This is a genomic window from Kroppenstedtia sanguinis, assembly GCF_050433445.1.
Taxonomy (GTDB): domain Bacteria; phylum Bacillota; class Bacilli; order Thermoactinomycetales; family DSM-45169; genus Kroppenstedtia; species Kroppenstedtia sanguinis.
Genome location: NZ_JBNPXF010000009.1, coordinates 1 through 25,601 on the forward strand (window position 1 = coordinate 1; position 25,601 = coordinate 25,601).

Annotated in this window: 30 protein-coding genes; 9 read left to right on the forward strand and 21 right to left on the reverse strand. The window is 50.1% G+C overall.

Annotated features, from left to right (window positions below; genetic code table 11):
* Positions 1-149: helix-turn-helix domain-containing protein (locus JOD24_RS07125; RefSeq protein WP_429246696.1), on the reverse strand; the 149-nt coding region annotated here is incomplete at its 3' end.
* A 133-nt stretch (positions 150-282) separates the two neighbouring features.
* Positions 283-429: a hypothetical protein gene (locus tag JOD24_RS07130; protein WP_380162844.1), complete on the reverse strand. Its 147-nt coding sequence runs from the start codon at positions 427-429 to the stop codon at positions 283-285.
* A 643-nt stretch (positions 430-1,072) separates the two neighbouring features.
* Here JOD24_RS07130 and JOD24_RS07135 point away from each other — a divergent pair.
* On the forward strand, positions 1,073-1,927 hold the full coding sequence (locus JOD24_RS07135; protein WP_429246637.1) for a YitT family protein: 855 nt from the start codon (positions 1,073-1,075) through the stop codon (positions 1,925-1,927).
* Positions 1,928-2,019: 92 nt separating this feature from the next.
* On the opposite strand, the gene JOD24_RS07140 is transcribed toward JOD24_RS07135, so the two are convergent.
* The 3 genes from JOD24_RS07140 to JOD24_RS07150 all read right to left on the reverse strand — a co-directional run bounded on the left by JOD24_RS07140 (position 2,020) and on the right by JOD24_RS07150 (position 4,965).
* Complete coding sequence (locus JOD24_RS07140) at positions 2,020-3,132, reverse strand: hypothetical protein (protein WP_380162842.1); 1,113 nt, start codon at positions 3,130-3,132, stop codon at positions 2,020-2,022.
* 507 nt (positions 3,133-3,639) lie between these two features.
* Entirely contained in the window at positions 3,640-3,789 is a 150-nt protein-coding gene (locus tag JOD24_RS07145; RefSeq protein ID WP_380162841.1) for an adenylyl-sulfate kinase, read from the reverse strand.
* A gap of 150 nt (positions 3,790-3,939) precedes the next feature.
* Positions 3,940-4,965, reverse strand: coding sequence for an asparaginase (locus tag JOD24_RS07150; protein ID WP_380162840.1), 1,026 nt, complete (start codon positions 4,963-4,965; stop codon positions 3,940-3,942).
* A 261-nt stretch (positions 4,966-5,226) separates the two neighbouring features.
* Here JOD24_RS07150 and JOD24_RS07155 point away from each other — a divergent pair, with 261 nt between their 5' ends.
* Positions 5,227-5,715, forward strand: a complete 489-nt coding sequence (locus JOD24_RS07155; RefSeq protein ID WP_380162839.1) for a divergent PAP2 family protein — start codon at positions 5,227-5,229, stop codon at positions 5,713-5,715.
* A 15-nt stretch (positions 5,716-5,730) separates the two neighbouring features.
* Here JOD24_RS07155 and JOD24_RS07160 read toward each other — a convergent pair whose 3' ends face one another.
* Positions 5,731-6,288 carry a GNAT family N-acetyltransferase gene (locus JOD24_RS07160; RefSeq protein WP_429246638.1) on the reverse strand — a complete coding sequence of 186 codons (558 nt, stop codon included), beginning with the start codon at positions 6,286-6,288 and terminating at the stop codon, positions 5,731-5,733.
* A gap of 67 nt (positions 6,289-6,355) precedes the next feature.
* On the opposite strand from JOD24_RS07160, the gene JOD24_RS07165 reads away from it, so the two are divergent.
* Positions 6,356-7,162: a cobalamin-binding protein gene (locus JOD24_RS07165; protein ID WP_429246639.1), complete on the forward strand. Its 807-nt coding sequence runs from the start codon at positions 6,356-6,358 to the stop codon at positions 7,160-7,162.
* Between the two features lie 66 nt (positions 7,163-7,228).
* Here JOD24_RS07165 and JOD24_RS07170 read toward each other — a convergent pair whose 3' ends face one another.
* The gene (locus JOD24_RS07170; protein WP_380162836.1) at positions 7,229-7,483 is read right to left on the reverse strand and encodes a YuiB family protein; all 255 of its coding nucleotides are present in this window, start codon (positions 7,481-7,483) and stop codon (positions 7,229-7,231) included.
* 200 nt (positions 7,484-7,683) lie between these two features.
* Between JOD24_RS07170 and JOD24_RS07175 the strand changes: the two genes are divergently transcribed.
* Positions 7,684-8,454, forward strand: coding sequence for a chlorite dismutase family protein (locus JOD24_RS07175; RefSeq protein ID WP_380162834.1), 771 nt, complete (start codon positions 7,684-7,686; stop codon positions 8,452-8,454).
* A gap of 123 nt (positions 8,455-8,577) precedes the next feature.
* Here JOD24_RS07175 and JOD24_RS07180 read toward each other — a convergent pair whose 3' ends face one another.
* Positions 8,578-9,774 carry an NAD(P)/FAD-dependent oxidoreductase gene (locus JOD24_RS07180; protein ID WP_380162832.1) on the reverse strand — a complete coding sequence of 399 codons (1,197 nt, stop codon included), beginning with the start codon at positions 9,772-9,774 and terminating at the stop codon, positions 8,578-8,580.
* A gap of 405 nt (positions 9,775-10,179) precedes the next feature.
* On the opposite strand from JOD24_RS07180, the gene JOD24_RS07185 reads away from it, so the two are divergent.
* The 3 genes from JOD24_RS07185 (at position 10,180) to JOD24_RS07195 (ending at position 11,739) form a co-directional block, all read left to right on the forward strand.
* Positions 10,180-11,184 carry an NAD(P)/FAD-dependent oxidoreductase gene (locus JOD24_RS07185; RefSeq protein ID WP_429246640.1) on the forward strand — a complete coding sequence of 335 codons (1,005 nt, stop codon included), beginning with the start codon at positions 10,180-10,182 and terminating at the stop codon, positions 11,182-11,184.
* Positions 11,185-11,286: 102 nt separating this feature from the next.
* Entirely contained in the window at positions 11,287-11,478 is a 192-nt protein-coding gene (locus JOD24_RS07190; protein ID WP_429246641.1) for a hypothetical protein, read from the forward strand.
* Positions 11,479-11,481: 3 nt separating this feature from the next.
* On the forward strand, positions 11,482-11,739 hold the full coding sequence (locus tag JOD24_RS07195) for a hypothetical protein (protein ID WP_380162827.1): 258 nt from the start codon (positions 11,482-11,484) through the stop codon (positions 11,737-11,739).
* Positions 11,740-11,809: 70 nt separating this feature from the next.
* Here the strand turns inward: JOD24_RS07195 and JOD24_RS07200 are convergent, their stop codons facing one another.
* The 4 genes from JOD24_RS07200 to JOD24_RS07215 form a co-directional block, all read right to left on the reverse strand.
* Positions 11,810-12,052 carry a hypothetical protein gene (locus tag JOD24_RS07200; protein ID WP_380162825.1) on the reverse strand — a complete coding sequence of 81 codons (243 nt, stop codon included), beginning with the start codon at positions 12,050-12,052 and terminating at the stop codon, positions 11,810-11,812.
* 234 nt (positions 12,053-12,286) lie between these two features.
* Entirely contained in the window at positions 12,287-12,643 is a 357-nt protein-coding gene (locus JOD24_RS07205) for a HesB/IscA family protein (RefSeq protein ID WP_429246642.1), read from the reverse strand.
* Between the two features lie 118 nt (positions 12,644-12,761).
* Positions 12,762-13,004 carry a Spo0E family sporulation regulatory protein-aspartic acid phosphatase gene (locus tag JOD24_RS07210; RefSeq protein ID WP_429246643.1) on the reverse strand — a complete coding sequence of 81 codons (243 nt, stop codon included), beginning with the start codon at positions 13,002-13,004 and terminating at the stop codon, positions 12,762-12,764.
* Between the two features lie 225 nt (positions 13,005-13,229).
* Positions 13,230-13,490: a YuzB family protein gene (locus JOD24_RS07215; RefSeq protein ID WP_380162819.1), complete on the reverse strand. Its 261-nt coding sequence runs from the start codon at positions 13,488-13,490 to the stop codon at positions 13,230-13,232.
* A gap of 430 nt (positions 13,491-13,920) precedes the next feature.
* Between JOD24_RS07215 and JOD24_RS07220 the strand changes: the two genes are divergently transcribed.
* Positions 13,921-14,529 carry a class D sortase gene (locus JOD24_RS07220; RefSeq protein ID WP_429246644.1) on the forward strand — a complete coding sequence of 203 codons (609 nt, stop codon included), beginning with the start codon at positions 13,921-13,923 and terminating at the stop codon, positions 14,527-14,529.
* Between the two features lie 107 nt (positions 14,530-14,636).
* Here the strand turns inward: JOD24_RS07220 and JOD24_RS07225 are convergent, their stop codons facing one another.
* From JOD24_RS07225 to JOD24_RS07235, 3 genes are read right to left on the reverse strand one after another with little or no spacing between them, the layout of a single operon-like run.
* The gene (locus tag JOD24_RS07225) at positions 14,637-14,963 is read right to left on the reverse strand and encodes a DUF1462 family protein (protein WP_429246645.1); all 327 of its coding nucleotides are present in this window, start codon (positions 14,961-14,963) and stop codon (positions 14,637-14,639) included.
* 18 nt (positions 14,964-14,981) lie between these two features.
* Positions 14,982-16,115, reverse strand: coding sequence for a bifunctional cystathionine gamma-lyase/homocysteine desulfhydrase (locus JOD24_RS07230; RefSeq protein ID WP_429246646.1), 1,134 nt, complete (start codon positions 16,113-16,115; stop codon positions 14,982-14,984).
* A gap of 5 nt (positions 16,116-16,120) precedes the next feature.
* On the reverse strand, positions 16,121-17,047 hold the full coding sequence (locus JOD24_RS07235) for a PLP-dependent cysteine synthase family protein (protein WP_380162811.1): 927 nt from the start codon (positions 17,045-17,047) through the stop codon (positions 16,121-16,123).
* A gap of 421 nt (positions 17,048-17,468) precedes the next feature.
* Here JOD24_RS07235 and JOD24_RS07240 point away from each other — a divergent pair, with 421 nt between their 5' ends.
* Positions 17,469-17,690: a NifU family protein gene (locus tag JOD24_RS07240; RefSeq protein ID WP_380162810.1), complete on the forward strand. Its 222-nt coding sequence runs from the start codon at positions 17,469-17,471 to the stop codon at positions 17,688-17,690.
* A 127-nt stretch (positions 17,691-17,817) separates the two neighbouring features.
* On the opposite strand, the gene JOD24_RS07245 is transcribed toward JOD24_RS07240, so the two are convergent.
* From JOD24_RS07245 to JOD24_RS07270, 6 genes are all read right to left on the reverse strand, one after another.
* On the reverse strand, positions 17,818-18,831 hold the full coding sequence (locus tag JOD24_RS07245; RefSeq protein ID WP_380162808.1) for an ABC transporter ATP-binding protein: 1,014 nt from the start codon (positions 18,829-18,831) through the stop codon (positions 17,818-17,820).
* Entirely contained in the window at positions 18,828-19,862 is a 1,035-nt protein-coding gene (locus tag JOD24_RS07250) for an ABC transporter ATP-binding protein (protein WP_380162806.1), read from the reverse strand. Before JOD24_RS07250 ends, JOD24_RS07245 begins: the two co-directional genes overlap by 4 nt.
* Positions 19,863-19,881: 19 nt before the next feature.
* On the reverse strand, positions 19,882-20,808 hold the full coding sequence (locus JOD24_RS07255; protein ID WP_380162804.1) for an ABC transporter permease: 927 nt from the start codon (positions 20,806-20,808) through the stop codon (positions 19,882-19,884).
* Between the two features lie 5 nt (positions 20,809-20,813).
* Positions 20,814-21,743, reverse strand: a complete 930-nt coding sequence (locus tag JOD24_RS07260) for an ABC transporter permease (protein WP_380162802.1) — start codon at positions 21,741-21,743, stop codon at positions 20,814-20,816.
* 129 nt (positions 21,744-21,872) lie between these two features.
* Complete coding sequence (locus JOD24_RS07265; RefSeq protein WP_380162800.1) at positions 21,873-23,489, reverse strand: peptide ABC transporter substrate-binding protein; 1,617 nt, start codon at positions 23,487-23,489, stop codon at positions 21,873-21,875.
* 428 nt (positions 23,490-23,917) lie between these two features.
* Positions 23,918-25,555 (reverse strand): peptide ABC transporter substrate-binding protein, encoded by a 1,638-nt coding sequence (locus JOD24_RS07270; RefSeq protein ID WP_380162798.1) that lies wholly within the window; start codon positions 25,553-25,555, stop codon positions 23,918-23,920.
* Between the last annotated feature and the right edge of the window lie 46 nt (positions 25,556-25,601).

A 25,601-nucleotide genomic window follows, 5' to 3' on the forward strand; every position in this document is an offset into this window, starting at 1 on the left:
TGAACCCAGTCTTGGATTTGGGACTTGCTCCGGACGCTCAAACGCTCACAAATGGATCGATAGGACAAGCCTTCTTCCAGACGAAGGCGAATCGCCTCCGCTTTGGTTTTCAATGTGTACCGTTTGAATGTTTGCCCCTTTTTCGCCATAAGAAAATCCCCTCCGGTAGATCAGTGCTTTTCTCCATCTTACCAGATGGACTTTTTTCACTGTCTACCTCAAGGGGATAATACCAATTTCCTTCATTGAAGTGGGCCTTTTCATATCCAGGGTCATCTTTGGTTATGCTTCTTTTTTGTCAAAGGCGGATCCGATCCCTGCACCTAAGGAGATTCCCAGTGCAAGTCCAAGGGCTGTGGAGTCTATCGCTTGTCCAAATATCAGGCCAAAAGCCACACCAAAGGTCATCCCCATCGCAACACCATTCATTTTGTTGCCCCTGTTTTCATTTTTCTCTTGATCGATGTGGTTCACCTCCTCTACTCGACTTAACCTATACATCCGTCCGATCGAATCGAATATCATTCTATCTCAGGGCTGTTGATTAACCAGAAAATGGGCGGCGGAAGGGAGTCGTGTGCTGCCAAAGCGACCTTTGTGCCACAGGCACTACAATCCAAAGGAGCTGAAGCTCTAGATTAAGGGTTGCCATCCTACCCAGCGGAGAATCTGGAGAGAGGGCGTTTAGGGGCAACCTCTTCCCTGTGTTGCTTCCGTAAGGCTTTGCCCCTGCCCGATCGGAAGATTTGGAGCGGCCAGTTTTCACTTCCTTGCCGGATGGCAACGGTCGCGTGGGTGAACACGATCTCCCCATCCAAAATATAGCTAATCAACACGCCTGATTCTATCTATTTCAGCGTAGAATAATCGTTGAATGGAGATCAATGAAAGGAGATCACAGGTGAAAACTCAGAGGCACCAGATTCAGACGTTTTCTTTAAATCGGCAAGTTTACTCGATGTTTTTTATCCCCTGTCGGTGATGATAACTTTCCCGTTGTCCGTCGGCTTCTGCCTTTGTATAATTGATCTGGTATGCAGATCTCATAACTATATAAAGGAGGCGAGTCTGGGTGGCTTTTTCCAAAAATATATCGAAGGAATTGATCCTCATCCTGGCAGGGTCTTTTATTTTTGCCTTGGGAATCAACTATTTTGCCATTCCCAATAAGTTGGCCGAAGGGGGGATCGCCGGGGTCACCATTATCACTTATTATTTATTTGCATGGTCACCGGGACTGGTCAACCTAGCATTAAATATTCCTTTGTTCTTTCTCGGTTTTAAAGTGTTGGATCAGCGAACCATGATTTACACGATTCTCGGGACGACCGCCTCTTCCTTTTTCCTGACCATCACCGAATCATGGGGCGCCCCGATTTCTGGGGATCCTCTCTTAGCCTCTCTCTATGCGGGGGTTTTCGTCGGAGTCGGTCTGGGACTGGTGTTTCGTGCCGGAGGTACCACAGGAGGTGCCTCCATTCTGGCGCAGCTGGGACACAAATACCTAGGGTGGAGTATCGGCCGTTCCTTGTTGGCCATCGATCTGCTGGTGTTGATGGGGGCCTATTTTGTAATCGGTCGCGAAAAGGTGATGTACACCCTCGTCGCTGTCTTCATCGGCGCCCGGGTGGTGGATTTCGTCATCGAGGGGATGGATGCGCGAAAAGCGGTCACCATCATCTCCTATTCCGCTGTGACGATCTCCGATCGGATCACCCACGAACTGGAGCGAGGAGTTACTCTTCTCAAGGGACGGGGCGGCTATACCGGGACAGATAAAGAAGTTCTGTACATTGTTATCAATCGCCAGGAACTGCCTCGGTTAAAACAGTTGGTTCATCAAGTAGACTCCTCTGCCTTTCTGGTGGTCCATGATGTCCGGGATGTTTTGGGAGAAGGATTTACATTTGAACGGACTCATTCTTAGACCTTCGTTGGATCGATGTAGAGCCTGCTATAAATAAACCCAGGGTTCCGGGAACATGCGGAACCCTGGGTTTATTTGATCCTTGACGCTATTTATAAAGCGGGTTTAGCTCCGCCATTTAATTGGTCGAAATCCAAACGATTTACAGGTTGAAAACCTCTCGTCTCCAAAAAATTCATCTGATGCGGAAAAGAGGCGATCCCATCGAGGCAGTCGACACTTTCCAAGGGAATGGGAGCCAACTCCGATCGGGTGATCCGTACCGACAGGATGGTCTCTTTCATTTTTCGTCCTGTCCCTTGAGCCAAAAATTCTTCCTCCACATGGATCAACACCTGTTCCATTGGGATCAGGGCGAAAAGCTCCCGTGCAATCCGCAGGACACAACTGCAAACAAAATCCTGGTAAATATGATTCTTTAGCGTCTGAGTCATCTCGTTCATGGATACATTTCCCTTCGCAGTCAGTCTCTTTTCCGTATCCGGGACCACCTTTTCAAATGGGACGTGGAGAACCACCTCCGTTCGATCGGTGCCCATCGCCAGAGTCAGACTGGAACCGAGATCGATGATCTCTTCGAAGGGAGCCTCCCTTCGCACCACTTCCGTATAAGCCTGGAGATCCCCCGTCAATACCCTTTTGGCCAGCTCCGTTCGATCTTGCCACTCCTGCAAATCCAGTTGATCCCGGTGCCGAGCCTCCACCACTTTCCTCTCCAATTCTTTCCTTTTCTTATCCTCTTTCCTAAACAATCGATCCCAAGAGGATGGCTCGTAATTATCCAGATCAATTGCAGCCCCGCGCTCATGGGGACCGGGAAGACCCGCTTCAAAAGGGGGAAGCTTTACGGCTTCCGCCTGCCAATCGATGGGTTCCGTACATTCCATATGAACCGTCTTGAGTAGCTCCATCCGGTTTTCAAATTCCTTCACTTCCAACCGATTACGCTCTTTCTCTGACTGTGTTTCGTTGATCAGATCGTGGATTTCAGCTCGTTGTTGGCGGGAACTGCGGGCTCTTCGGAAGCTCAATCGCGGCTCATCATGCAGTCCCGCCTCCAGATGGGTAGCCCTTGTTGTGTCTGCCACCCCATCGATCCCCGGACGAAGAACCGAATTTCCATCAATGACACTTAAACCTCTTTGACTGATCTTGAGTCTGACTCTCTGGCCGAGACCGAAATTCTTCCGAAAACCAAACCCCATTCTTGTCCCCTCCTTCATAAGTATTTATTCGCATCCAACATCCGTTTTTAGACCTTTTTGCGTATTTTCCCATCACTCTGACGGAACCGCGGGCCCACTGATGCATCTCTCATCCCGGAGTGAGACGTGAAAAAACCCCTTACCGATCGGGATCAGGGGTTTAGGAGCGGCGGGGAACCTCCCCACGCCTGTCGAGTTTATTCACAATCCCATCCAAACTTTCTTGTGGGGTCAAGCGGTGGGGATCCAGGATCAAAGTTGGTCTAGATGGCTCAAAAAAATGGAAATATTCCTGATTGCGCTCGTACTTACCTGTGTCATCTCGGCTCAGGCGAACCTGAAGAGGACAAGTCAATAGGATTTCCCAAAAGTTGGGGATCTCACTTCCTCAACAGATTCCTCCATTGACGGTATCTTCCCACACCGGCTATCACCACTGACGTTTCACACTGAAAAATCTTTTCGCTAAAACACTAGATTCTCTATCTTCAGTTACTGCTTTTCCTGCTAGGTGGATGCCTGGGGCTTGATGATGGACGGAGACAAGGTATCGCTGTCCAACCGAAACAGACGGTGGTTCATGGATCGAAAGTGTTCTTCCAGCCTTCTGGCAAGGGTCGTTTTCCCTGTTCGCGAATGACCCGTCAGCCAAATCACCCAGTTTTGAATCCGATGTTATCCTCATCCTATGACGGTGTGCCGAAAATGCCTGCGCAGTCCACGAAAAGAAGGAGGGACATCTCCCTCCTTCTTCTCCAGATATCCAATTCCTTGCACTCACAGTTAGTCTGTGATCTCATGCACCTGTCACCAGCGGACCGGCTCTCCGACCCGAAGGGTGAACACCGATTCAATCCGTCCCACAGTGTCGCCCTTGGCATTTTTCACTTCTGGGCGGGTATAAGCGGACAACTGATCCAACTCACCAGTATCCTTTCCAATCCCCAGCTGACGAAGAATTTCATTGACTGCTTCATAAAGAACCCGTTCCGCCCCATCCTCCACTTTGACAGCAATCCCGAGTCCCTCTTTCCGGTCGGCGACGCAGTAGACGGCTTCCGCTCCCTGTTTTCCCAACAACCGGCCATTAAAAGCTTTCATCAAATCTGTACAGTAACGGTTTTTTCCGCCAACCATTTCCGGATACTGAACCATCGCATCGGTCACTTGTTCCATCGCCTGGCATCGGGAGAGATCTTCTTCACGGGAGGGATCCGCCAATCGCGCATAGATGGCAGCGAGACGATCCAAAGGCAATCGATAGGCCGGGACACCGCAACCATCCACTGCAGCTACCATCTGATTCGCCGCCATGTCGGACAGGCAGGCGATCTCCTGCAAAATCCTCTGCTGTACCGGATGGTCTCCCTGGGAATAACCGACGGGATCCTCTCCCAGATGAACAGCAGTCACCATCATTCCCGCATGTTTTCCCGAACAGTTGTTATGAAGGGGAGTGGGAGATTCCCCCTGTCGGATCAACTCATGATAGCTCTCCTGATCTCGCGGTGGGTGAGTTCCACATTCCAGGTCCTCCTCTGACAATCCAGCAGCCTGTAAAATTGCGGCTACCCGTTGTCGATGGACTTCCTCCCCATTGTGGGAAGCACAACATAAAGCCAGATCTGCCCCTTCTAAGTTAAATCGATGTGCCGCCCCCGAGGTCACCACCGGCAAGGCCTGCACCGGTTTTAAAGCCGACCTGGCAAAAGTGGGACGGAAGGCATCCCCCAAGTGCCATAGCAACTTCCCTGAGTGATCCACCACTGCCGCGTGAATCCGGTGTGTACTTTCCAGCCATTCTCCCCGATATAGACGAACCCCATCCACCATCACAATTCCCCTCTCGAATAATGATGAAAATAGTCCCACTACCAGCTTAACGGAGGATCGTCCATTCGTCACTGGGTGGTGAAGAGGAAGTAAAAAAAAGCGGGTTCTTTTGTGGTACAATTCATTATATCCCACAGCTTTTCAACTTTTTTCTTGAAAAAAGGCATCGAGACCCTGCGGCTTTTTTGGGTGTCTCGATGTCCGCGACAATGACAACCAACCATTTTCTAAGGTTTAGCCCTGAAAGGACGGCAACGAATCATGTATTATACTTCCGTATTGGACAACTATCCCCTCTGGGCCGCATTGACAGCCATCACACTGGCCCAATGTTTGAAAGTACCCTGGAATTTCACTGTCACCCGCAGATGGGATTGGACTTGGGTTTTTAATACCGGTGGCATGCCCAGCGGCCACACAGCCGCCGTCACCTCTCTCGCCACCGCCATCGGGCTCTGGGAGGGATGGGGTTCCCCTTTGTTTGCAGTCACCACCGTTCTTGCGATTATTGTAATGTACGATGCCACCGGTGTCCGCCGGCAAGCAGGGATGCAAGCACAAGTCCTCAATCGGTTGGCTCAAGATTTCACACAGATGATGGAGGAGATCCGCCATATCAAATATAAGTCCCGCCACGAGACAGGCGTGAAGTTGAAGGAGATCCTGGGACATCAACCTATTGAGGTGTTTTTCGGTGCCTGGTTTGGAATGGGTGTCGCCTTGATCCTGTACGGATTATGGATCCGATGAATTAACTTATCTCCTTCAAAGAAAACGGGACATAAAAATTTCATCTACATATTCTCCATTGAGAATCCCCTGTCGACGGCGATTCCCCTCCAGACGGAATCCGTATTTGCGATATAGCCGAATCGCCCGCTCATTGTTGGACCAGACGTCCAGGTTGATTTTTTCCAAGTTGTTGTCTTGGGCCCAGTCGATCGTATACTCCATCAACTTTTTTCCCAAACCCATCCCACGATATCCTGGGATGAGCCAGGTACGAAAGGTTGCCGTATGGTCACTGACGCCTCGGGAGCCTTTTCTCAACTGGGCAGTCCCTGCGATGATTCCATCCACCTTCACCACGGCGTACATACCACCGGCGTCCTGAATCTGTTTGATCTCTTCTTTCTGTTCCTGGGAATCCGGCAAAGAATCCGGTGTTTCATCCAAGTAGACCCTTTCTCGGATCACCCGGGCCAGCCGTTGTCGCAACTCGGGTGCATCCTCCTCCCGTCTGGCTTGGCGAATCACCACCCTCTGTCTGTTCACCTGAAATGTTCGTTTCTCCTGAAATGAAGCGACTGGCATCTGTATCATGTATCTGTCTCCCCTCAAATGATTGCTTGCTCACCGTTGCGATCCTAGCTCAAGGGAGGTGTTTAAAATGCAACGGATTGTATCCATTTGTCCGAGCAACACTGAAATATTATGGGCACTCGGTCTCGGCGAAAATATCGTCGGAGTAGATGATTATTCCGATTGGCCCGAGCCGGTCAAACGATTGCCCCGGTTGGGCCCGGATCTTCAGATCGATATGGATCAACTTCAATCCCTGCAACCGGATTGGGTGCTGGCATCTCTCAGTGTTCCCGGAATGGAAAAAAACATTGAATCTCTGCAACGAACCGGCATTCCCTTCATCGTGCTACACGCTGGCGGATTGGAGGATATCCCGCAGGATTTTATCCGTGTGGCCCGGCAGGCACAGATGGAAAAAAGAGGCGAGGAACTCGCTAAAGCTTTCCGTACCAAACTGGAATCGATTCGCTCCCGGGTTCCCCGGGATCGCCCCTCCCCTCGCCTCTATTGGGAATGGTGGCCCAAACCAGTGTTTACACCCGCCAAAGAAAATTGGCTGACAGATGTCAGCCAGGTCGTGGGTGCGGTCAATGTGTTTGCAGATGAAGAAGGGCAGAACGTCCGCACAGACTGGCAGAGCGTAGCCGCCAGAGAGCCTGATTACACCCTAGCAGTCTGGACCGGAGTTCCCATCGAACGGGTCCGCAAAGAGAAAATTACTCACCGACAGGAGTGGAAGGGGCTCCCCTTTGCCCAGGAAGACCGAGTTCATATCCTGGAAGAAGGATGGTACTGCCGACCCTCTCACCGCATCTTAACCGGAATTGAACACCTGGCTCACCTCTTGTACCCAGACCTCTTCGCCCCGCCGGACCCTGACCACCCACTTTGAAGAATTTCCGACCCAACCAAAAACCGCGCTTCCCTTGAAGGAAACGCGGTTTTTGGTTGTTCCACACTAAAACATGCGATAACCTTTTTTCCTTAAATACCGGATCGTCAAACCTCCGCCGACAATGCCGAGCAATCCCACGGTCAGCATCAGATAGTCTCCACTCTTCAGGTGAAAAGTGAACAGATAGTATCCCAAAAGCCCCAGGTACAGGATGAAAGGTAGCCAGGTGGTTTTTAAGATCATATTCAATATAAAGGAAATCCCAAACCCCAGGAACCCGAACAAGGGGACCCCGATGATATATTGGGGCAGGCTCATCACAGTCATCGCCTCCGCTAACCTCATCGTCACGTATTCGCGACTGATTCTCTGGACATTTTAACACAGATCCAACCTCCATGCGACGAAGTGGTGAACAAGATGTGGCAGTCCGCCAACAATAGGCCACTTCCGTTTGCTACAGGAAAACCCATTGGATACAATGAGAAGTGGAAACCAGAGACAAGGAGGACTGTCAGATGCGTCCACAAAGCGGAGGAAGACCTCCGATGAGTCGTCCCGGCCAAGCTGCCGGTGAAACCGCCCCCAGCGGTCAGAAGAAAAAACTGCCGACCCAATTTGTCAACTTTGTTTTCTTTAAAGTAGATCCTGCTTGGCGCCGTTTGAGCTCCGAAGAGCAGGAAGAGGGAAAACAAGAATTCGCTTCCGTTGTGAAGGAATACCAAGACAACGGAGTTATGGTTCACTCTTATTCCATGGTTGGGATTCGATCCGACGCTGATTTCATGTTATGGCGGATCGCCAAAACTGTGGAGCAGTTCCAAGAAATGATGACCCGGCTCCTTCACACTGGGCTCGGTAAATATCTCCAGATCACCTATTCCTACCTCTCCTTCACCAAACGGAGCATGTATGTGGATAAAATGGATCCGGAGCACCAAAATCCCCGGATGTACATCATTCCCGGAATGAAGAAATATCTTTTTATTTACCCCTTCATCAAAACCCGGGACTGGTACCAGTTGTCGTATCCAGCCCGCCAAGGGATGATGGACGAACACATTCAAGTGGGAAGCAAATATCCCTCGGTGAAGCTGAACACAACCTATAGTTTCGGCATTGACGACCAGGAGTTTGTGGTCGCCTTCGAAACCGACGAGGTCACCGATTTTTCTCTGCTCGTGCAGGATCTTCGCGAGACAGAAGCCAGCCGCTACACCCTCCGGGATGTGCCCATGTTCACATGTATCCATCACTCGGAGATCATGGAGACATTGAACACCCTTTAATAAAAAAAGCCCGGCTTAGGCCGGGCCTCTTGATACGACGAAAATTTCTCTACCGACTTCACGGGGATTAGGATATAAGAAGCCCCCGTCCATCGGAACGGGGAGTTGAATCAGTCCGCATCTTTAGAACTTCGCTTTCTTGAACATCAGGGAAAGGCCCCCGATCAGATAGAACCAGCGCCAGTCATTTATCCGTTTCATCATGGAAGCGGTGGAACCGGTTATCTTCTTGCCGAAAGCCACACCGATCGCCGAACCGCGTCCCAAAGAAGCCAATGTCCCTTTGGACTCAAACTTGAAGGGTTTCATGGAACCTCCCCGCAACTGAGCCACCAGATTGCCAGAAAGGTGTTTCCCTTGCTGAGTGGCCATCTGTGCCGTAGGCGGGAAAGGGCGCCCTGCCTCTTCATTGATAATCAATGAGCTGTCTCCCACGACAAATAAATCATCGTAACCGGGAGCCCGCAAGTATTCGTCCACTTTGACACGACCCCGAGCCGTTTCGATGCCAGCTTCCTCCAGCAACGGGTTGCCCCGCACTCCACCTGTCCAGACGACAGTAGCGGAATCAATCTTCTCCCCGCCTTTGAGAATCACACCATCCGGGTTGCATTCTTCGATAGGCGTACTGATCCGGAACTCGACACCATGATCCTCCAGATACTTCATTCCATACTTCACCAGTTCTTCGTCAAAACCCGGCAGGACCGTCGGAGCGGCTTCCACGTTGACCAGACGAACTTTTTCACGGGGAATGTCAAATTGACGGCACAACTCAGGAATCCGGTCTACCAGCTCACCCACAAATTCGATACCGGTAAAACCAGCACCCCCGACCACAATCGTCAGTAACTCATCCCGCTTTTCCTCACTGTTATGATACTGGGAGAACGAATACTCGATATGTTCCCGAATCTGGCGTACACCGTTGAGATTGCGGATTAAGAAAGCGTTTTCCAATAAGCCCTTGATCCCAAAGGTTTCCGGAGCGCTTCCCAAGCCAAATACCAAGTAATCATACTTCAGAGGTTCACGACCGGCCAGATGGACTTCTTTGTTTTCGGGGTCTACCCGGGTCACTTCATCCTGCACGAAGCGAACTTTCTCCGGTTTGAGAAGACCTGCAATGTCCACTTGGGCATAATCCGGATCCAACGTTCCCGCCGCCGGTTCGTGAAGCTTGGTGGTAACATAATGATACGGATTCAGGTTGACCAGAGTCACCTCTGCTTCCTGATGGTTCAATTCTTTCTGGAGACTGACCGTGGTCATCAATCCACCATAGCCTGCACCCAGAACTACAATTTTAGGAAGAGCCATAAGTACCACATCCATTTATCCATGTTAAAAATATCACAAACAACTCCGGTGTCCCCGTAACCACCGAACACTATAGACCATGATAAGACGAATCTCCATATTTGACAAGGGGGATCCTTTTATAAAAAGTCTCCCCTGAGGTCTGCTGCTTATCCAGCATAAAGTCGGTAAACTTCATCACAGAAAATCCTTTTTACTCCATTACATCTCCCGACATATTTCAGCATGGATCACTTTTTTTGCACCTGCCATCCCCACTTTTCCCATTTGTGGTTTGTTGGTCTGCCATCGGTTTTCATGATAGAATACAACCGACCGGAATCGGCAGGGTCAACGCAATCGCATCCTGGGCAGGGTCCCCGGACTTATTCATAAAACCACTTTACACCACTTGGAGGTGCATCCATGCCCGAGAAAGATCAACAAAACCCCGAAGTGACAGAGATCACCATCATCGGGGGAGGACCAACGGGACTTTTTGCCGCATTTTATGCTGGCATGCGCAATTCCTCTGTCAAGCTGATCGAAAGCCTACCTCAACTGGGGGGGCAACTTTCCGCCTTATACCCGGAAAAATATATCTATGATGTCGCCGGTTTTCCCAAAGTATCGGCACAGGAACTGGTAGATCAACTGGTAGAGCAATGCAAGTTGTTTGACCCGGTGTTTTGTCTGGATGAAAAAGTACTCAGCCTGGAGAAAAACGGGGAAGGGATCTTTGAAATCACCACAGATCGCGGAGTACATCGGTCCCAGTCCGTCATCATCACCGCCGGAGTCGGGGCATTTGAGCCAAGGAAGTTGAAAATCCCCGGTGCTGAGCAGTATGAAGGAAAGAACCTTCACTATTTTGTTCAGGATTTGCAACAGTTTAAAGGGAAGAAAGTCTTGATCGCCGGGGGTGGTGATTCCGCCGTCGACTGGGCCAACATGCTAGTGCCCATCGCGGAACAGGTAACTATCATCCATCGTCGCGACAAATTCCGCGCTCATGAATCCAGTGTGCACCAAATGATGAATTCCTGCGTTCAAGTATCGACACCCCGGGAGATCCTTGCCATTCACGGAGAAAACCGGATTGAAAAAGTAGTGATCGGCGACCCCAAACAAAATCTGACGGAAGAGCTGGAAGTCGATGATGTTATCGTCAGTTTCGGTTTTGTCTCCTCCCTCGGTCCGATCAAGGATTGGGGATTGGAAATTGAGAAAGGGTCGATTGTGGTCAATTCTCGGATGGAGACCAACATTGCCGGAATTTATGCTGCAGGAGATATTTCGACTTATCCAGGCAAAGTGAAGTTAATCGCCGTCGGATTTGGAGAAGCCCCCACCGCTGTCAACAATGCCAAACAGTTTATCGATCCTAAGGCCCGCCTGCAACCCGGACACAGTTCCAATATGAACTTTTAACTCACGGGTTGCCCTCTTTCTCAGACTGTGAATTCATTCAAATGAATGAGCCCCACCGGGGAAGGTAAACTAGGGATAACCTGACAAGGATGGTGAATCCCGATGAACCGATCCCGGTGGGTTGCTGGTACTTACCAATTGATGCTGGTCCTACTCACCCTGCTGATCCCACTCTTGATTTATTTCGCATCTCGGGGAAGAGGATTGGAAAGTGGGAACGGGACGATCGGTGCTGTTTTCGCATTTGTGGTCTTGCTGTCCTATCTGGTCATTTCCAACCGACGGAGGAGATAACCAATGGAACCGAGGACGGGGTGCCCAGTTTGCAACGGATTCAGTTCATTGGATGTCTCCTGTCCCAACTGCGGGGAGTGGATGGAGGACCAGGGCAGATTGTTCGATTTCTTGGCTCCGTACAGCCCTTACCGGCCGATCGATGATCTGAAAAGAACCGAGGGTATGACAGATTGGGAAATCTATCAATGCTCCCATCGACTTCATTGTCCACACTGCGGATGTCATGAAGTAAGCTGGGTAGCGGAACAGCCGATGTGACCTTCCCATGAAAAGCGCCGACCGGTAAAAGTCGGCGCTTTATCATTTACGGTGGGTTTGCCTCAAGATTTTATACCCCCTCCTCAGATTCTCCTGGGGGATCTTCATCTGTCAGTGGCCGGCTCCCCTCTATTTCACCGCCCCCTTCTCCGACTTGCCCCCCTCCGAGTCCTTCATTGATCATACGGTCCACATCGAGCCAAGCTTCGTCTTTCCCTTCATGAAGAAGATCCTTTTCTTTGGCTTCCGGAGCAGTCTGTTTCTTTTCCGAAACTGATGATAGATCTTCCATCCGCCGATCCTGCTGTGTCACAGCCAAACACCTCCGCAAAAGCTTGATTTCAGTCGGGATCGGGTACTCATCGCCGTTCTTCATGTGCCCTTTCCGTGCCGACTGGTTATTACACTTACTGAGGTAGTTTGAACCAGATCAGATAGGATTATTTGGAATGGTTCGGGCTGTTCGCTCCAATCTCAAAAATGAACTCTTTATTGTAAACACAAAAAACCTCCTTTTCAGGAGGCAACTCAAAGTGGAGATCTTACTTCAACATTTTTCGGGAACACCTGCATCCTTCGCCGTTCTGAAGGATGTACCACAACCACAGGTGGCGATCGCGTTGGGGTTATGAATGGTGAAACCGCCGCCCATCATCGATTCTTTGTAATCGATCTGGAGGCCGCGAATCAAAGGCTCACTCTCCCCATCAATCAATACGCGAATCCCGTTCAGATCCAGTTCTGTATCCTTGTCGGCTTTATTTTCATCAAATCCCATACTGTAGGTGAACCCGCTACAACCCCCGCCTTTAACACCTACACGGAGAAATTGTTCTTCGGGAGTTTCCTCGTCCTTCAGCATCTCTTTGATTTTATGACACGCCCGTTCGGAAAGTTCGATCATGTGGAAATTACCTCCTTCGTTTGGCGTGGCTTCACCTAAATTATACAAGGAAGGCACAAGGGATACAACCAGGCCCTTTCACGAAACAGACCTCTCATCGGATAAAACAGGAACTTCCCTAGATTCCCGCGCGGCTGAGGGCCACCTCCTTGATCTGTGAAGTGGATCTTCTAATGATGTAGGGAACCCGGTGATCCACTTCAGGTCGGGTGGAAAAACCGTGACACCGATTCCACTGATTGTGAAGCTCGTCCAACTCCTGGCTGATCCGGATCACCGCTGGGTGATTGAGACCCAGTTCAGCGGCCTGTTGATGCATCATCCTTCTCAGCCGCTCCATTTCCTCTTCCAATCGGTTCATCATCTGACCCCTTTCACCCGACCCCATCTGTCAAATATAGTAGGATGTTACCCGCATTGTACTCGATGAGAGTAGTTGATGAAACCAATTTTGTTTCGATTACGCATAAAATGGTAGATCGTTCGTTCTTTTGTAATATCGAGAGGAAATGGGAACATCCGTTTTCATTATAGCCTGCCACCTACTGGTTTTCAAATGAATTCGGGTGAAGGCACACTTTCGTCATCACAGCAGATCGAATAGATCATCCCATTTTTTTTGCTGTTCCTCTATCGCTCGGCGAATGTTTTGCAAAAGTGATTCCCCATTCTCTCCTGTGACGATTTCACCGTCCACCAGAGCATAAGGAGATTGAGCACAGATCTCACAGTTTCCCAGGCAGGCGGTTTCCAAAACTTCCACTTCCGGATCCGCCTCCAATTCTTCCTTGACCTTCTCCACATCCGGTGTCAACCGGTTAATGCAGAATTCCACCATCGGGTTCATTTCGAATCACCCCTTGAGGATCCTGAATCGGGACCTCGTCTTATTGTAACCGGTTTGGCATGGAAGCAAAAATCGAGGATTGTTTCCCTTTCATTTTGGACATGGTACACTGTCCTTGTCAGGCGTGTTGATTAGCCCTATTTTAGGCAGGAAATCAGGTAGGGATAGTGGGACGGTGAAGAGCCTTTGTACCCATAGGGCACAAGTCTCGCCAAGGTCACTCCGTTCCCGGTCTCGCTATGCGCTCTTTGCAAAAGATCGTAGCCGTCCCACCATCCCCGTCCCCTCAAGCAATTTTTTTGCGATGAGGGCAATGGGAAGAGCGAAAGGGTCGTTTCGTTCCCATCATCCACTTTATAGTTAATCAACAGCCCTGTGTCCTTGTATAATTTGGCTGATTCGATGTAACGATGCGAGGAGGAATATCGACTTGTCCCGAGGCATAGCCATCATTCTGATTGTTACCGGCCTTTTCCTCGTAGCCTACAACGGATACCAATGGTGGGATCAGATCCGCGTTGCGGTTCAAGATCCCAAACTGGCGATGTCCATCGCCGACGATTGGGATCAACTGGACAAAGAGCCTTCCAAAAAGAAGGGGGACGACGCCGATTTCAAACCCAGTAGAGGGGATCAGATCGGACAACTCTTCATCCCCCGCATCGGCGCTGTTTTGCCCATCATCTATGGAACAGAAGCTGAGGAACTGGCCAAGGGAGTGGGTCAGTATATCGGATACGGGACGGTCCTTCCCGGTGAAACGGGCCACTCTGTTCTCGCAGGCCATCGAGAAACTACCTTTCGGCGAGCAGGGGAATTGAAAACAGGTGACAAAATTTACGTGAAGATGAATCATCACACCCATACTTACCAAATTCGTAAAACATTCATCGTCGATGAGCATGACCGCAGTGTCATCGTTCCCCACGATCAGCCCGATCTGTCCCTGATCACCTGCTACCCTTTCAACCTGGTGGGCAGCGCCCCCCAACGTTACATTATCCGCGCAGACCTGATCGAGAGCAAAGAGAACGAATGAGGCTCTTCCTTCACTTTCAAAAGATTTCAATCCACAACGGGCCCCTTTCCCACTTGGGAAGAGGCCCGTTGATTTCATATATTCTCGAAGAGGTAAAGGCATCTGACTCATTCTTTACCTGCCACCACCGGGGCAATCCCCAGCTTCTCCAGTTTGGATTGAATATCTTTTAGACAGGGAGCTCCTTCCCCGACAATCTCTCCGTCAATAACCACCACCGGGTACCAGAGATCCTCTTCCACTACCCGACGAGAGAAATCCTGTTCCTCCTCGCCGCTGGGATGGTGAATATCCACATGATGGATCGACACCTGATCCCCGTATTTCCGTCCCAGAGCCGCCGACAGCCAAGAGGCCGTCTCTTGCGAGGATGGGAGATTGACACAGCTCGCACAAAGCTCCTCCGCTCCATACACCCATACTTTCACCTTCATCGGCCATCCCCTCCCCTCTCAGCGAAGCGCCTGTTCCAAGTCTTCCAAAAGATCTTCCGGATCCTCCACTCCCACAGAAATTCGGATTAATCCCTCCGTGATGCCCAGTTCCCGGCGCCGTTCCGGGGGTATCGAAGCATGGGTCATCCGGGCAGGCACAGAAATCAAACTTTCCACCGCCCCCAGACTTTCCGCCAGGGTGAAGAAGCGGGTTTTGGATAACACCTGTTCCGCGCGAGCTCCATCCCCCACATCAAAGGAGATCATCCCCCCAAACCCTCTCGCCTGCTTAGCTGCAATGGAATGCCCTGGGTGCTCACTCAGACCAGGATAAAAAACCTGCTCGATCTCCGGCCGGCCCTTCAGCCATTCAGCCAGCTTTCGGCTAGTAGCCTCATGCTGTCTCATCCGAAGTCCCAAGGTTTTGATCCCCCGGATCAATAACCAGGAATCATGGGGGGACAGAACCCCTCCCATGGAATTCTGCAGAAAGTGAATCCGCTCCCCTAACGCCTCATCCTTCACCACTACCAGTCCGGACACCACATCACTGTGTCCGCCTAAATATTTGGTGGCGCTATGGATGACGAGATCCGCACCCAGATCGATGGGGTTTTGCCAATAAGGCGTGAGGAAGGTGTTGTCCACGATCAAAAGCAATCCATGTTTGCGGCAGATCTCCGCCATTTCCCCAATATCTGTTACCTTCAGCAGAGGATTGCTGGGAGTTTCCATGAAAACGGCTTTCGTCTCGGGGCGTATGGCCGCCTCCACTTCCTGCGGACGGCTGGTATCCACAAAATCGCTTCGAATTCCCAACCGATTGAACACTTGACTCATCACCCTGTAAGTTCCACCGTAAACATCATCCCCCATCACCAGATGATCTCCTTGATCAAACAGGGAAGTGACAGTGGATATGGCTGCCATGCCAGAGGCGAAGGCAAATCCTTGGGTACCATTTTCCAGATCAGCGATCAATTTTTCCAAAGCTTCCCTGGTGGGATTGCCTGTGCGGGAATATTCATAGCCCCGATGTTGACCGATCGCATCCTGTTTATAAGTGGAGACTTGGTAGATTGGTACACTGACAGCACCGGTTCGCTCATCCCCGAATACGCCACCGTGGATCAATTGGGTATCGATTCGCATCTTTTCTACTCCCCTTCTTCATAGATCTGTTGGCTGAGATAACGATCACTTCCATCGGGAAAGATCACCAGGATCCGAGTCCCCGGAGCGGCTTGCTTCGCTTCGTCCAAAGCGGCATGAAAGGCGGCTCCAGAAGAACTAGCGACCAGCATCCCTTCCCGTCGGGCCAGTTCTTTCGTTCTCCGAAAGGCGTCCCGATCCAAAACCGTGTGGATGGCATCGAAGTAGGATGAATCCATATACTCCGGCAGGAACTCCATCCCGATCCCTTCTGTCTTATGCGGAGCCGGCTCGCCTCCGCCGAGAATGGAACCCTCTGGTTCCACAATCACCGTTTTCATATGGGGATTCTGCTCCTTCAGGTAACGGGCACATCCCATAAAGGTACCTCCGGAACCCGCTCCTGCCACGAACACATCCAAGCGGCCCTCCATCTGTTCCCAGATCTCTGGTCCCGTCGTCTCATAATGGGCCCGAGGATTGGCCGGATTGCCAAACTGCTGGGGGCAGTAGGCACCCCCGATAGTTTTCGTCAACTCTTCCGCCTTGGCAATCGCTCCCCGCACTCCCTCTTCCGCTGGGGTATTCACCACTTGTGCTCCCAGAGCGCGCATCAGCTCCTGCTTCTCCTGGGAAAATTTCTCCGGCACCACAAAGATCACCTGGTAACCGGTTCCCACCGCTGCCAAAGCCAATCCAATTCCCGTATTTCCAGCAGTCGGTTCAATGATCGTCCCTCCCGGCTTCAATTGGCCGGTTTCTTCCCCCGCTTGGATCAAAGAAAGACCCAGTCGATCCTTCACGCTGCCTCCTGGATTCAGATACTCCAACTTTGCATAAAGCTGAACTCCCTCAGGAATCGGAAAATCCTTGATTCGCACCACTGGTGTCCAGCCGATCAGTTCCTTGATATCCTCATATACCTTTTTCATCCATATCCCTCTCCCCATCACCGTTCAATTCTCAGGATACCTCCTTCATCTTATCATGAGGATGGGAATGGGAGAAATACCTGCATCCCTTGCATGATTCACCCAAGACAGATTCTCCGTAATCCTGTATAATGAGGTAAAGACCGTTTCCCCTCAGAAACGAGTTGAAAATGCCGGTGTCACCCACAATAAATGAATCGAGTGCAGGTGTTTGATTAGCCCTATTTGGGGAAGGAAATAAGGTGGGATGGTGGGACTGCGGAGAGCTTTGCGCCCTTTGCGAGAGATCGTAGCCCTCCCACCATCCCCGTCCCCTCAATGGGAAGAGCGAAAGGTCAATTTTGTTTTCACCACCCATTTTCCGGGTAATCAACAGCCTTGAATCGAGTGACTCTCTTTTATCGGAAAGGAGCAGGCCATTATGAAAGAACAAGTGCAGGAAGTTCTAGATAAACTTCGCCCCTTCATCCAACGGGACGGCGGCGATGTGGAATTGGTGAACGTCGAAGAAGGAGTGGTCAAAGTTCGCCTCCTTGGAGCCTGTGGTAGCTGCCCCAGCTCCACCATCACTCTGAAGGCGGGAATTGAGCGGGCCTTGATGGAGGAAATCCCTGGGGTCTCTGAAGTAGAGCAAGTCCTGTAAAAACTCGAGAATGGAACTCAACAACCGCTGGGATCGAGCCGGTGGTTGTTTTTATCAAAAATAAAGAACGTACATTCGGATCATAACAAAAAAATACCCTGAACCGGATCGGTTCAGGGGAGATCACTCAGTCTTCTTTTTTCGCTTGTTCTTTTTTGAGGGATTCCTCCTCATATAAATGACAAGCAACCCAGTGCATCGGACGGACTTCCTGCCATTTAGGAACGGCTTGGGCGCAAACATCCATCGCCTTTGGGCAACGGGTTCGGAAACGGCACCCGCTGGGGGGATCGATCGGACTGGGGACGTCCCCCTTCAAGATGATACGCTCTCGCTGTTTACCCACATCGGGATCAGCGATCGGGACCGCAGACAGCAACGCTTCCGTGTACGGATGCAGAGGCGTCTCATACAGTTCGTGACTGTCAGCTAGCTCGACCAGATTCCCAAGGTACATCACTCCGACCCGGTCACTGATATATTTCACCATCGACAGATCATGAGCGATAAACAGATAAGTTAATTCCTTTTCCCGTTGCAGTTTTTTCATCAGATTGACCACTTGAGCCTGAATGGACACATCCAGTGCAGAAATCGGCTCATCCGCGATGATGAAATCAGGATCCACTGCAAGTGCGCGCGCAATCCCGATCCGTTGCCGCTGTCCGCCACTGAACTCATGGGGGAAGCGATCGGCGTGCTCTTCGTTGAGACCGACAGTCTTCAGGAGATCAACCACTTTTTGCCGCCGCTCTTCCCCTTGGGCCAATCCGTGGATATCCAATCCTTCGGCGATAATATCCCCCACCGTCATGCGAGGGTTCAGGGAAGCATAAGGATCTTGGAAGATCATCTGCATCTCTCGGTTGAATTCCTTCAGATTCTTGCCTTTGAGATCCTTGGTAGTATTCCCTTTAAACCGAATCTCCCCTTCGGTCGCTTCATACAGGCGAATGATCGTACGGCCGATGGTGGACTTGCCGCAGCCGGATTCCCCGACGAGACCCAAGGTCTCCCCTTTGTACACATCAAAGGTGACATCATCCACTGCCTGAACCACTTGATTGCGACCCATATTAAAGTGCTTCTTGACTTGCTTCACCTCGAGAATTTTTTCCGCTTTGGACTCCGCTGTACTCATTTTGAACCCCCTCCTACGATTTCAACTGGCGATTCTACTGCAGGTGCCATGGGGTGATCCAACCAGCAGGCCACTTGATGAGTTCCATCCTCCTGGATGTGGGTGGTCTCAGGCATTTGCTGTTTGCAAATTTTCATCGCATGTTTACAGCGGCTCGCAAAGGGACAACCTTTGGGCGGAGAAAGAAGATCTGGCGGCGTTCCGAAAATCGGGGTCAGCTGCTTTTCCCGGGAAAGATCCAGTCGCGGCATCGACCCCATCAGCCCCCAAGTGTAAGGATGACGCGGTCGATAGAAGATCTCATCCACCGTCCCGGTCTCCACCACTTTCCCTGCGTACATCACCACCACACGATCGGCGGTTTCCGCCACCACACCCAAATCGTGAGTGATTAGAATGGTGGATGTTTCCAATTTTTCTTTCAAAGCATTCATCAAGTCCAGGATTTGGGCCTGAATCGTCACATCCAAAGCCGTTGTCGGCTCATCGGCAATCAGCAGTTTGGGAGCACAAGCCAACGCAATAGCGATCATGGCCCGTTGCCGCATCCCACCACTAAACTGGTGCGGATATTGGTTAATCCGGTTTTCCGGGCTGGGAATCCCCACCAGCCGCAACATTTCCAGCGCCCGTTCCCTCGCTTGGGCTTTTCCTAAGTTTTGGTGCTTGATCAAACCTTCCATGATTTGCTTACCCACAGTCATGGTCGGGTTGAGAGAAGTCATCGGATCCTGGAAAATCATCGCGATCTCTTTGCCTCGAATCGCCTCCATCTGCTTTTCCGACAACTTGGTCAAGTCCTGATCGTCAAACAGGACTTCACCGGATTTAATCCAGCCCGGGGGTTGCGGAATCAATCTCATAATACTTTGTGAGGTGACACTCTTTCCACAACCGGACTCTCCAACGATCGCCACGGTTTCCCCTTTTTTCACATCGAAGCTAACACCACGAACCGCCTGCACTTCACCATTGTAGGTTTTAAAGGAAACATGCAAATCCCGTACTTCCAATAGATTTTTCTTTTCCATCTGATCCGTCCCTCCTTTCTTATTGTCGCAGTTTCGGATCTAAAGCATCGCGCAGTCCGTCACCCACCAGGTTGAAAGCAAACATGATCAATGACAGGACAATAGCTGGATAAAACAACTGATAGGGATACAATTGCAACTGTTTATATCCTTCTTCAATCAGCACACCGAGACTGGCTTCTGGCGGCCGGATCCCCAGCCCGATGAAGGCGAGGAACGCTTCAAAAAATATAGCTGTCGGAATGGAAAACATAACGGTAATGATAACAGGTCCCATTACATTGGGTAGCATATGCTTGACCAACATCCGAGGAGTGCTGGCCCCTAGGGTCCGTGCCGCCAATACATACTCCTGGGACTTCAGCTTCAGCATCTCACCCCGTACCACCCGGGCCATAGTGATCCAACCGGTAATCCCCATCGCCAAAGCGATGGCAAATATCCCCGGATCCAACCACAACAACAGCAAAATAATGACAACCAGGTTGGGAATTCCATAGAGCACTTCGATGATGCGCTGCATCCAGTTATCCACCCGGCCGCCGTAATAGCCGGAGATACACCCGTAGGGAACCCCGATGAACAGGTCAAAAGCGGTCGCCAGAAAGGCGATTAGCAGGGAAATCTTCGCTCCATACCAGATCCGTGTCCAAAGGTCCCGCCCCAGACTGTCCGTCCCGAGCCAGTGATCCCCAAAGGGTTCTTTGTTAATGACATTGTAGTCTTGTGCCCGAAAAGAGTATGGGTTCAATTCCGGTCCAATGATCGCCATGAGGGCAATGATCAGCAACAGGATGCCTCCGATCAGCGCCCCTTTGTTAGAGCGGAACCGACGCCAGACATCTCCCCAGAAAGTAAGTTTCTTATGAGCGATTTGCTCCTGTTCCTTCACATCTTGTTCTGCCGGTTCAAACAGGTCCGGTGTCAGATTTTTGGTCGTCTCCATCCTGATCACTCCTTCGCTCCCGAAATACGGATCCGAGGATCAATCACACCATACAGCACATCGATCAGGAAGATACTGACGATCAACAAGGCGCTGTAGAAGATAGTAACCCCCATGATTACCGTATAATCCTTTACCTGAATCGATTCCACGAACATCCAGCCCATCCCCGGTACGGCGAAGATTTGCTCTACCACCAACGAACCGGTGATCAATCCGATCACCAAGGGGCCCATCACGGTCACCGCCGGAATCAACGCGTTGCGCAAAGCATGGCGTCCCAGGGAGGCGGTCCAGGTCAAGCCCTTGGCTTTGGCCGTCTTCATATAATCCTGCCCCAATACCTCCAGCATCTCGGTCCGAATATAGCGGGCAATCGTGGCAATCACCAGGAAGGAAAGGGAAAGCGTCGGCAAAATGGTATGTTCAAAGGAACCCCATAAACCCGTGGGTAAGATCCCCCATTTCACCCCCACATAATAGGAAAGGAGTGTGGCAATCACAAAGCTGGGTACGGAGTACCCGAGAACGGAAATCACATTGGCGGTGTTATCCACCCAAGTACCGCGGCGAAGGGCGGCGATGGAGCCCAACAACACGCCGACCAGACTGCCGAAAACAATGGATTGAACTCCCAATTGAGCGGAAGCCGGGAACCCTTGCATCAAGAGATCTGTCACACTACGTCCATCATATTTAAAGGAGTAACCCAGACTTCCTTGGGCAAGGTTACCCAGAAATTGAGCATATTGCACTGGCAGGGGTTGATCCAGCCCGTATTCCTGCAGGATCGCCTCCTGGAGTTCCTCCGGAATTTTCTCCACATTTTGCAAGGGAGACCCCGGCATGGAGTGCATGAGGAAAAAGGTAAAGGTGATAATAACCCAAAGCGTAATCAGCATATAGGCCAATCGTTGCAAAATATAACGCCCCATTGTTCCACTCCCCTTTCTCAAAAAACTTAAAATCAACCAAAATTGTTTGGATTAGCGCACAGAAGGTATATGCCAGGCTGGCATATACCTTCTCGCGCTATCTATGGGATCTGCCAGTGTCGATCCGTTTTATTTACCTTCGACATGAGCCCACTTATAGGAGAAGTCAGCACCGAAAGGATGTGCATACATGTCTTTTATAGTCGGACGTTTCAGATACAGCTGGGAGCGGTAGAAAAGAGGAGCGATCGCCCCTTCATCGATCAGGAGCTCTTCAGCTTTGACCAAATCTTGGATCCGTTTGTTGAAGTCCGGGTTAGTCTGAGATTTCTCGATCAGTTTGTCGTATTCTTTGTTGCTCCAATCACCACGATTGAAGGAACCACCAGTGATCCACAGGTCCAGGAAGGTCATCGGATCGTTGTAGTCGGCACCCCAACCGGCATAACTCAGCTGGAAGTCCCCATCGCTTTCCAATTTCAACTTCTGGTCAAAGGACAAGGGACGCAGATCCACATCGATCCCCAGCGTCTTGTTCAGCTGTTCTTTGATAAACTCCTGATCTTTCTTAGCATTGCTGGTGTCATAACCGAGGAGTTCGATCTTCGGGATCTCCTTGATACCGGCTTCTTTCATGCCTTCTTTCAAGAGTTTTTTTGCTTCCTTGGTGTCGTACTTGACATACTCTTTCCCGGCAATATCGCGGAAAGATTTACCTTCGGGACCTTGCACCACCGGGGGAACCAAAGCACCGGCGGGTTTAGAACCGTTCTTGTTGATTTTTTCTGTTAGAGTTTTACGGTCGATCGCCGTTGAGATGGCTTTCCGGATTTTGTCATTTTTTAAAAATTTGTCATTGGTGTTGAATTGCAGATAGAATGTGCTAGCTTCCTGGTGTTGGAACACATCCGGCTTACCCTCGTACTTATCTGTAAAATCTTCACCCAAAGCACTGAAATCAACTTTATTGGTGGAATACAAGTTCATCTTTTGGTTCATGTCTTTCACGATGCTGACATTGATCTCATCCAGCTTGACGACATCTTTTTCCCAATAGTTGTCGTTCTTTTTGTACTGGAAGTCTTTATTGTGGTTCCACTTGGACAGGACGAAGGGACCGTTGTAGATCATCTTGTCCGGCTCGGTGGCGTATTGTTCGCCATGCTTTTCCACAACGTCCTTACGGAGCGGGTTGAAAGTGGAGAAAGCCGTCAGACCGAGGAAGTAGGGAACCGGTTGCTCCAGTTTCACTTCCAGGGTTTTATCATCGAGAGCCTTCACACCCACATCTTCAGCTTTACCTTTTTTGGTGTTGAATTTCTCGGCCCCTTTGACAGGGTACAACATATAGGCATATTCGGATTTGGTTTTCGGGTCGAGAGCCCGCTTCCAGGAGTATTCAAAGTCCTGAGCCTTCACCGGTTTACCGTCACTCCACTTGGCATCCCGGAGTTTAAAGGTGTAGGACAATTTGTCTTTGCTGATGTCCACACTCTTCGCCATACCCTCGACGGGTTCATTGTTCTTGTCGAGACGGTACAAGCCTTCCATGACGTTGTTTAGAACGATAAAAGAGACTTGGTCAGTCGTCGTGGAGCTGTCCAGCCCTGGCGGTTCCTGAGCTTCGGTCAGGTTGAGCACTTGTTTCCCGCCGTCTCCCTGGCTTTGATCCACTCCACCGCAAGCGGTCAGAGCCAAACTGGCGACCAGCAACAGAGCCAGCCCTACATGCAACTTTTTGCCCATGTTATCAGATTTCCCCCCTTGAAAATATGAAAAAAATTCTATTGTTATGGTCCGATGGGGACCGATAACACGAATGGACTACGGAATTATCGGCCATTTTCGTCTGTTTTGTCCATGACTGGCAGACAAGTGTATCCGATTTTTTGTATAACGCCCCAAGTTCTTGAGATGATTTGGAAAACGTTATCCAAGATTTTTTATGAAATTTTAGTAGGAATGAAAGTAACTTTCCCACAATTGTGTTTAATGTAATTAAACTAGTATTATCATACCAGATAAATGAACAAGTGAACAGGATATCAAACAAGAAATTGTTGGGTAAAACTAGGAGGCAAAGGTGTCGGCGGGGAGGAGGGGTATCTGTCTATGGTGGACAGATACCCTCATATTTTCCGCCGAACTCACTGCAAACCCTTGAATCCAAAGGATTACTTCTTCTTTTCTTTTCCGTCCATGTAAGCCCACTTCAGACTGATACTGGTGCCGATCGGATGGCGAACAATATTTTTCACGTACTGTTTTTGCAGATAGATCTCTCCGCCAAAGTACATTGGAGCAATCGGTGCGGACTGATCCAGAATCTTTTCCGCTTGGATCAAATCTTTGGCCCGTTTCTTGTTATCGGGATTACCAGCCGACTTTTTGATCAGCTGATCATAGGTCTTGTGACTCCACTTTCCACGGTTGAAGGGACCATCGGTAAGGAACATATCCAAATAGGACATCGGATCATTATAATCCGCGGACCAACCGGCAAAGGTGATTTCAAAATTCCCTTTGGACTCTTCATCCAGTTTTTGTTTCAACGGTCGGGGATCTAGGCGAACATCCAACCCCAGGTTGTTTCTCAATTCTTCCTGCATCACTTCCGCAGCTCTTTTGCGTTTGTCATCATAGATCAGCATGGTCAGTTTCGGTTTCTCGGTAATGCCCAGCTCTTCCATTCCCAATTTGAGAAGGCGTTGGGCTTCCGGAGGGTTGAACTGGTGTCCGTCTCCCGCCTCTTTACGGAAGTTTTTGTTATCACTGTTGATGATCGTCGGCGAAACAAAACCATAGGCAGGCTCGGATCCATCCTTCAAAACCTTGACCAGCGACTCTCGGTCAATCGCATAACTAATCGCTTTTCGGATATTCGCATTGGACAGAAACTCATTATTCGTATTGAATTGCAGATACTGAACCGTGGATTGGGTCACCGGCATATATTCAGGACTTTTTTTGAAAGCCTCTGACAGTTCGGAGTCCAGGTGGGTGATGTCGGTCTGATCCGAAGTATAAAGATTGACTCCTGTTGCTGTATCTTTGACAATAAATTGATTGACCGTCTCCAAACGGACCGAGTTCCGATCCCAGTAGGTATCACTCTTCTGTAGCTGAATCTTCTGTTCATGCTGCCATTCCTTCAGTTGGAAAGGGCCGTTGTAAACCATATTTTCCGGCTCGGTGGCGTATTTTGTACCGAACTTTTCCACAATATCCTTGCGTTGCGGCAAATAGGTGGCAAAGGTGGTCAAACCGAGAAAATAGGGAATTGGGTATTCTAGCTCCACTTGCAGAGTGTGCTCATCCACTGATTTGATTCCTACTTCGTCAATGGAAACTTGTCCAGAGTTGTAGGCCTCTGCATTTTTGATCGGATACAGGATATAAGCGTATTCCCCTTTGGTTTTCGGATCGAGGGCCCGTTTCCAAGCGTATTCGAAATCCTGGGCTTTCACTGGTTCATCGTCACTCCATTTGGAATCCCGCAGGCGAAAAGTATACGTCTTTTTATCCTCGGAAATCTCCACTCCGGAGGCGATCCCCGGTTCCGGACGATTATCCTTGTCCAGTCGATATAACCCTTCCATCACATTGTTCAACACATCAAAGGAAATGACATCCGTCGTCACTGCACTATCTAACCCTGGCGGCTCCGCCTCCAGAGTCATATCCAAAACCTGTTCCTTGTCCCCCGCCTTTTCTCCCGTCCCCATGGCACCTCCGGTCAGTCCACAGCCTGTTAACAGAAGAGAGCTGGACATAACCACTGCCAACAGAGGGAAAAACCATCTCCTCCTCAATATTCTTCCTCCCTTGGATTTTATTGTCGCCCAATAAAGCAGGGAT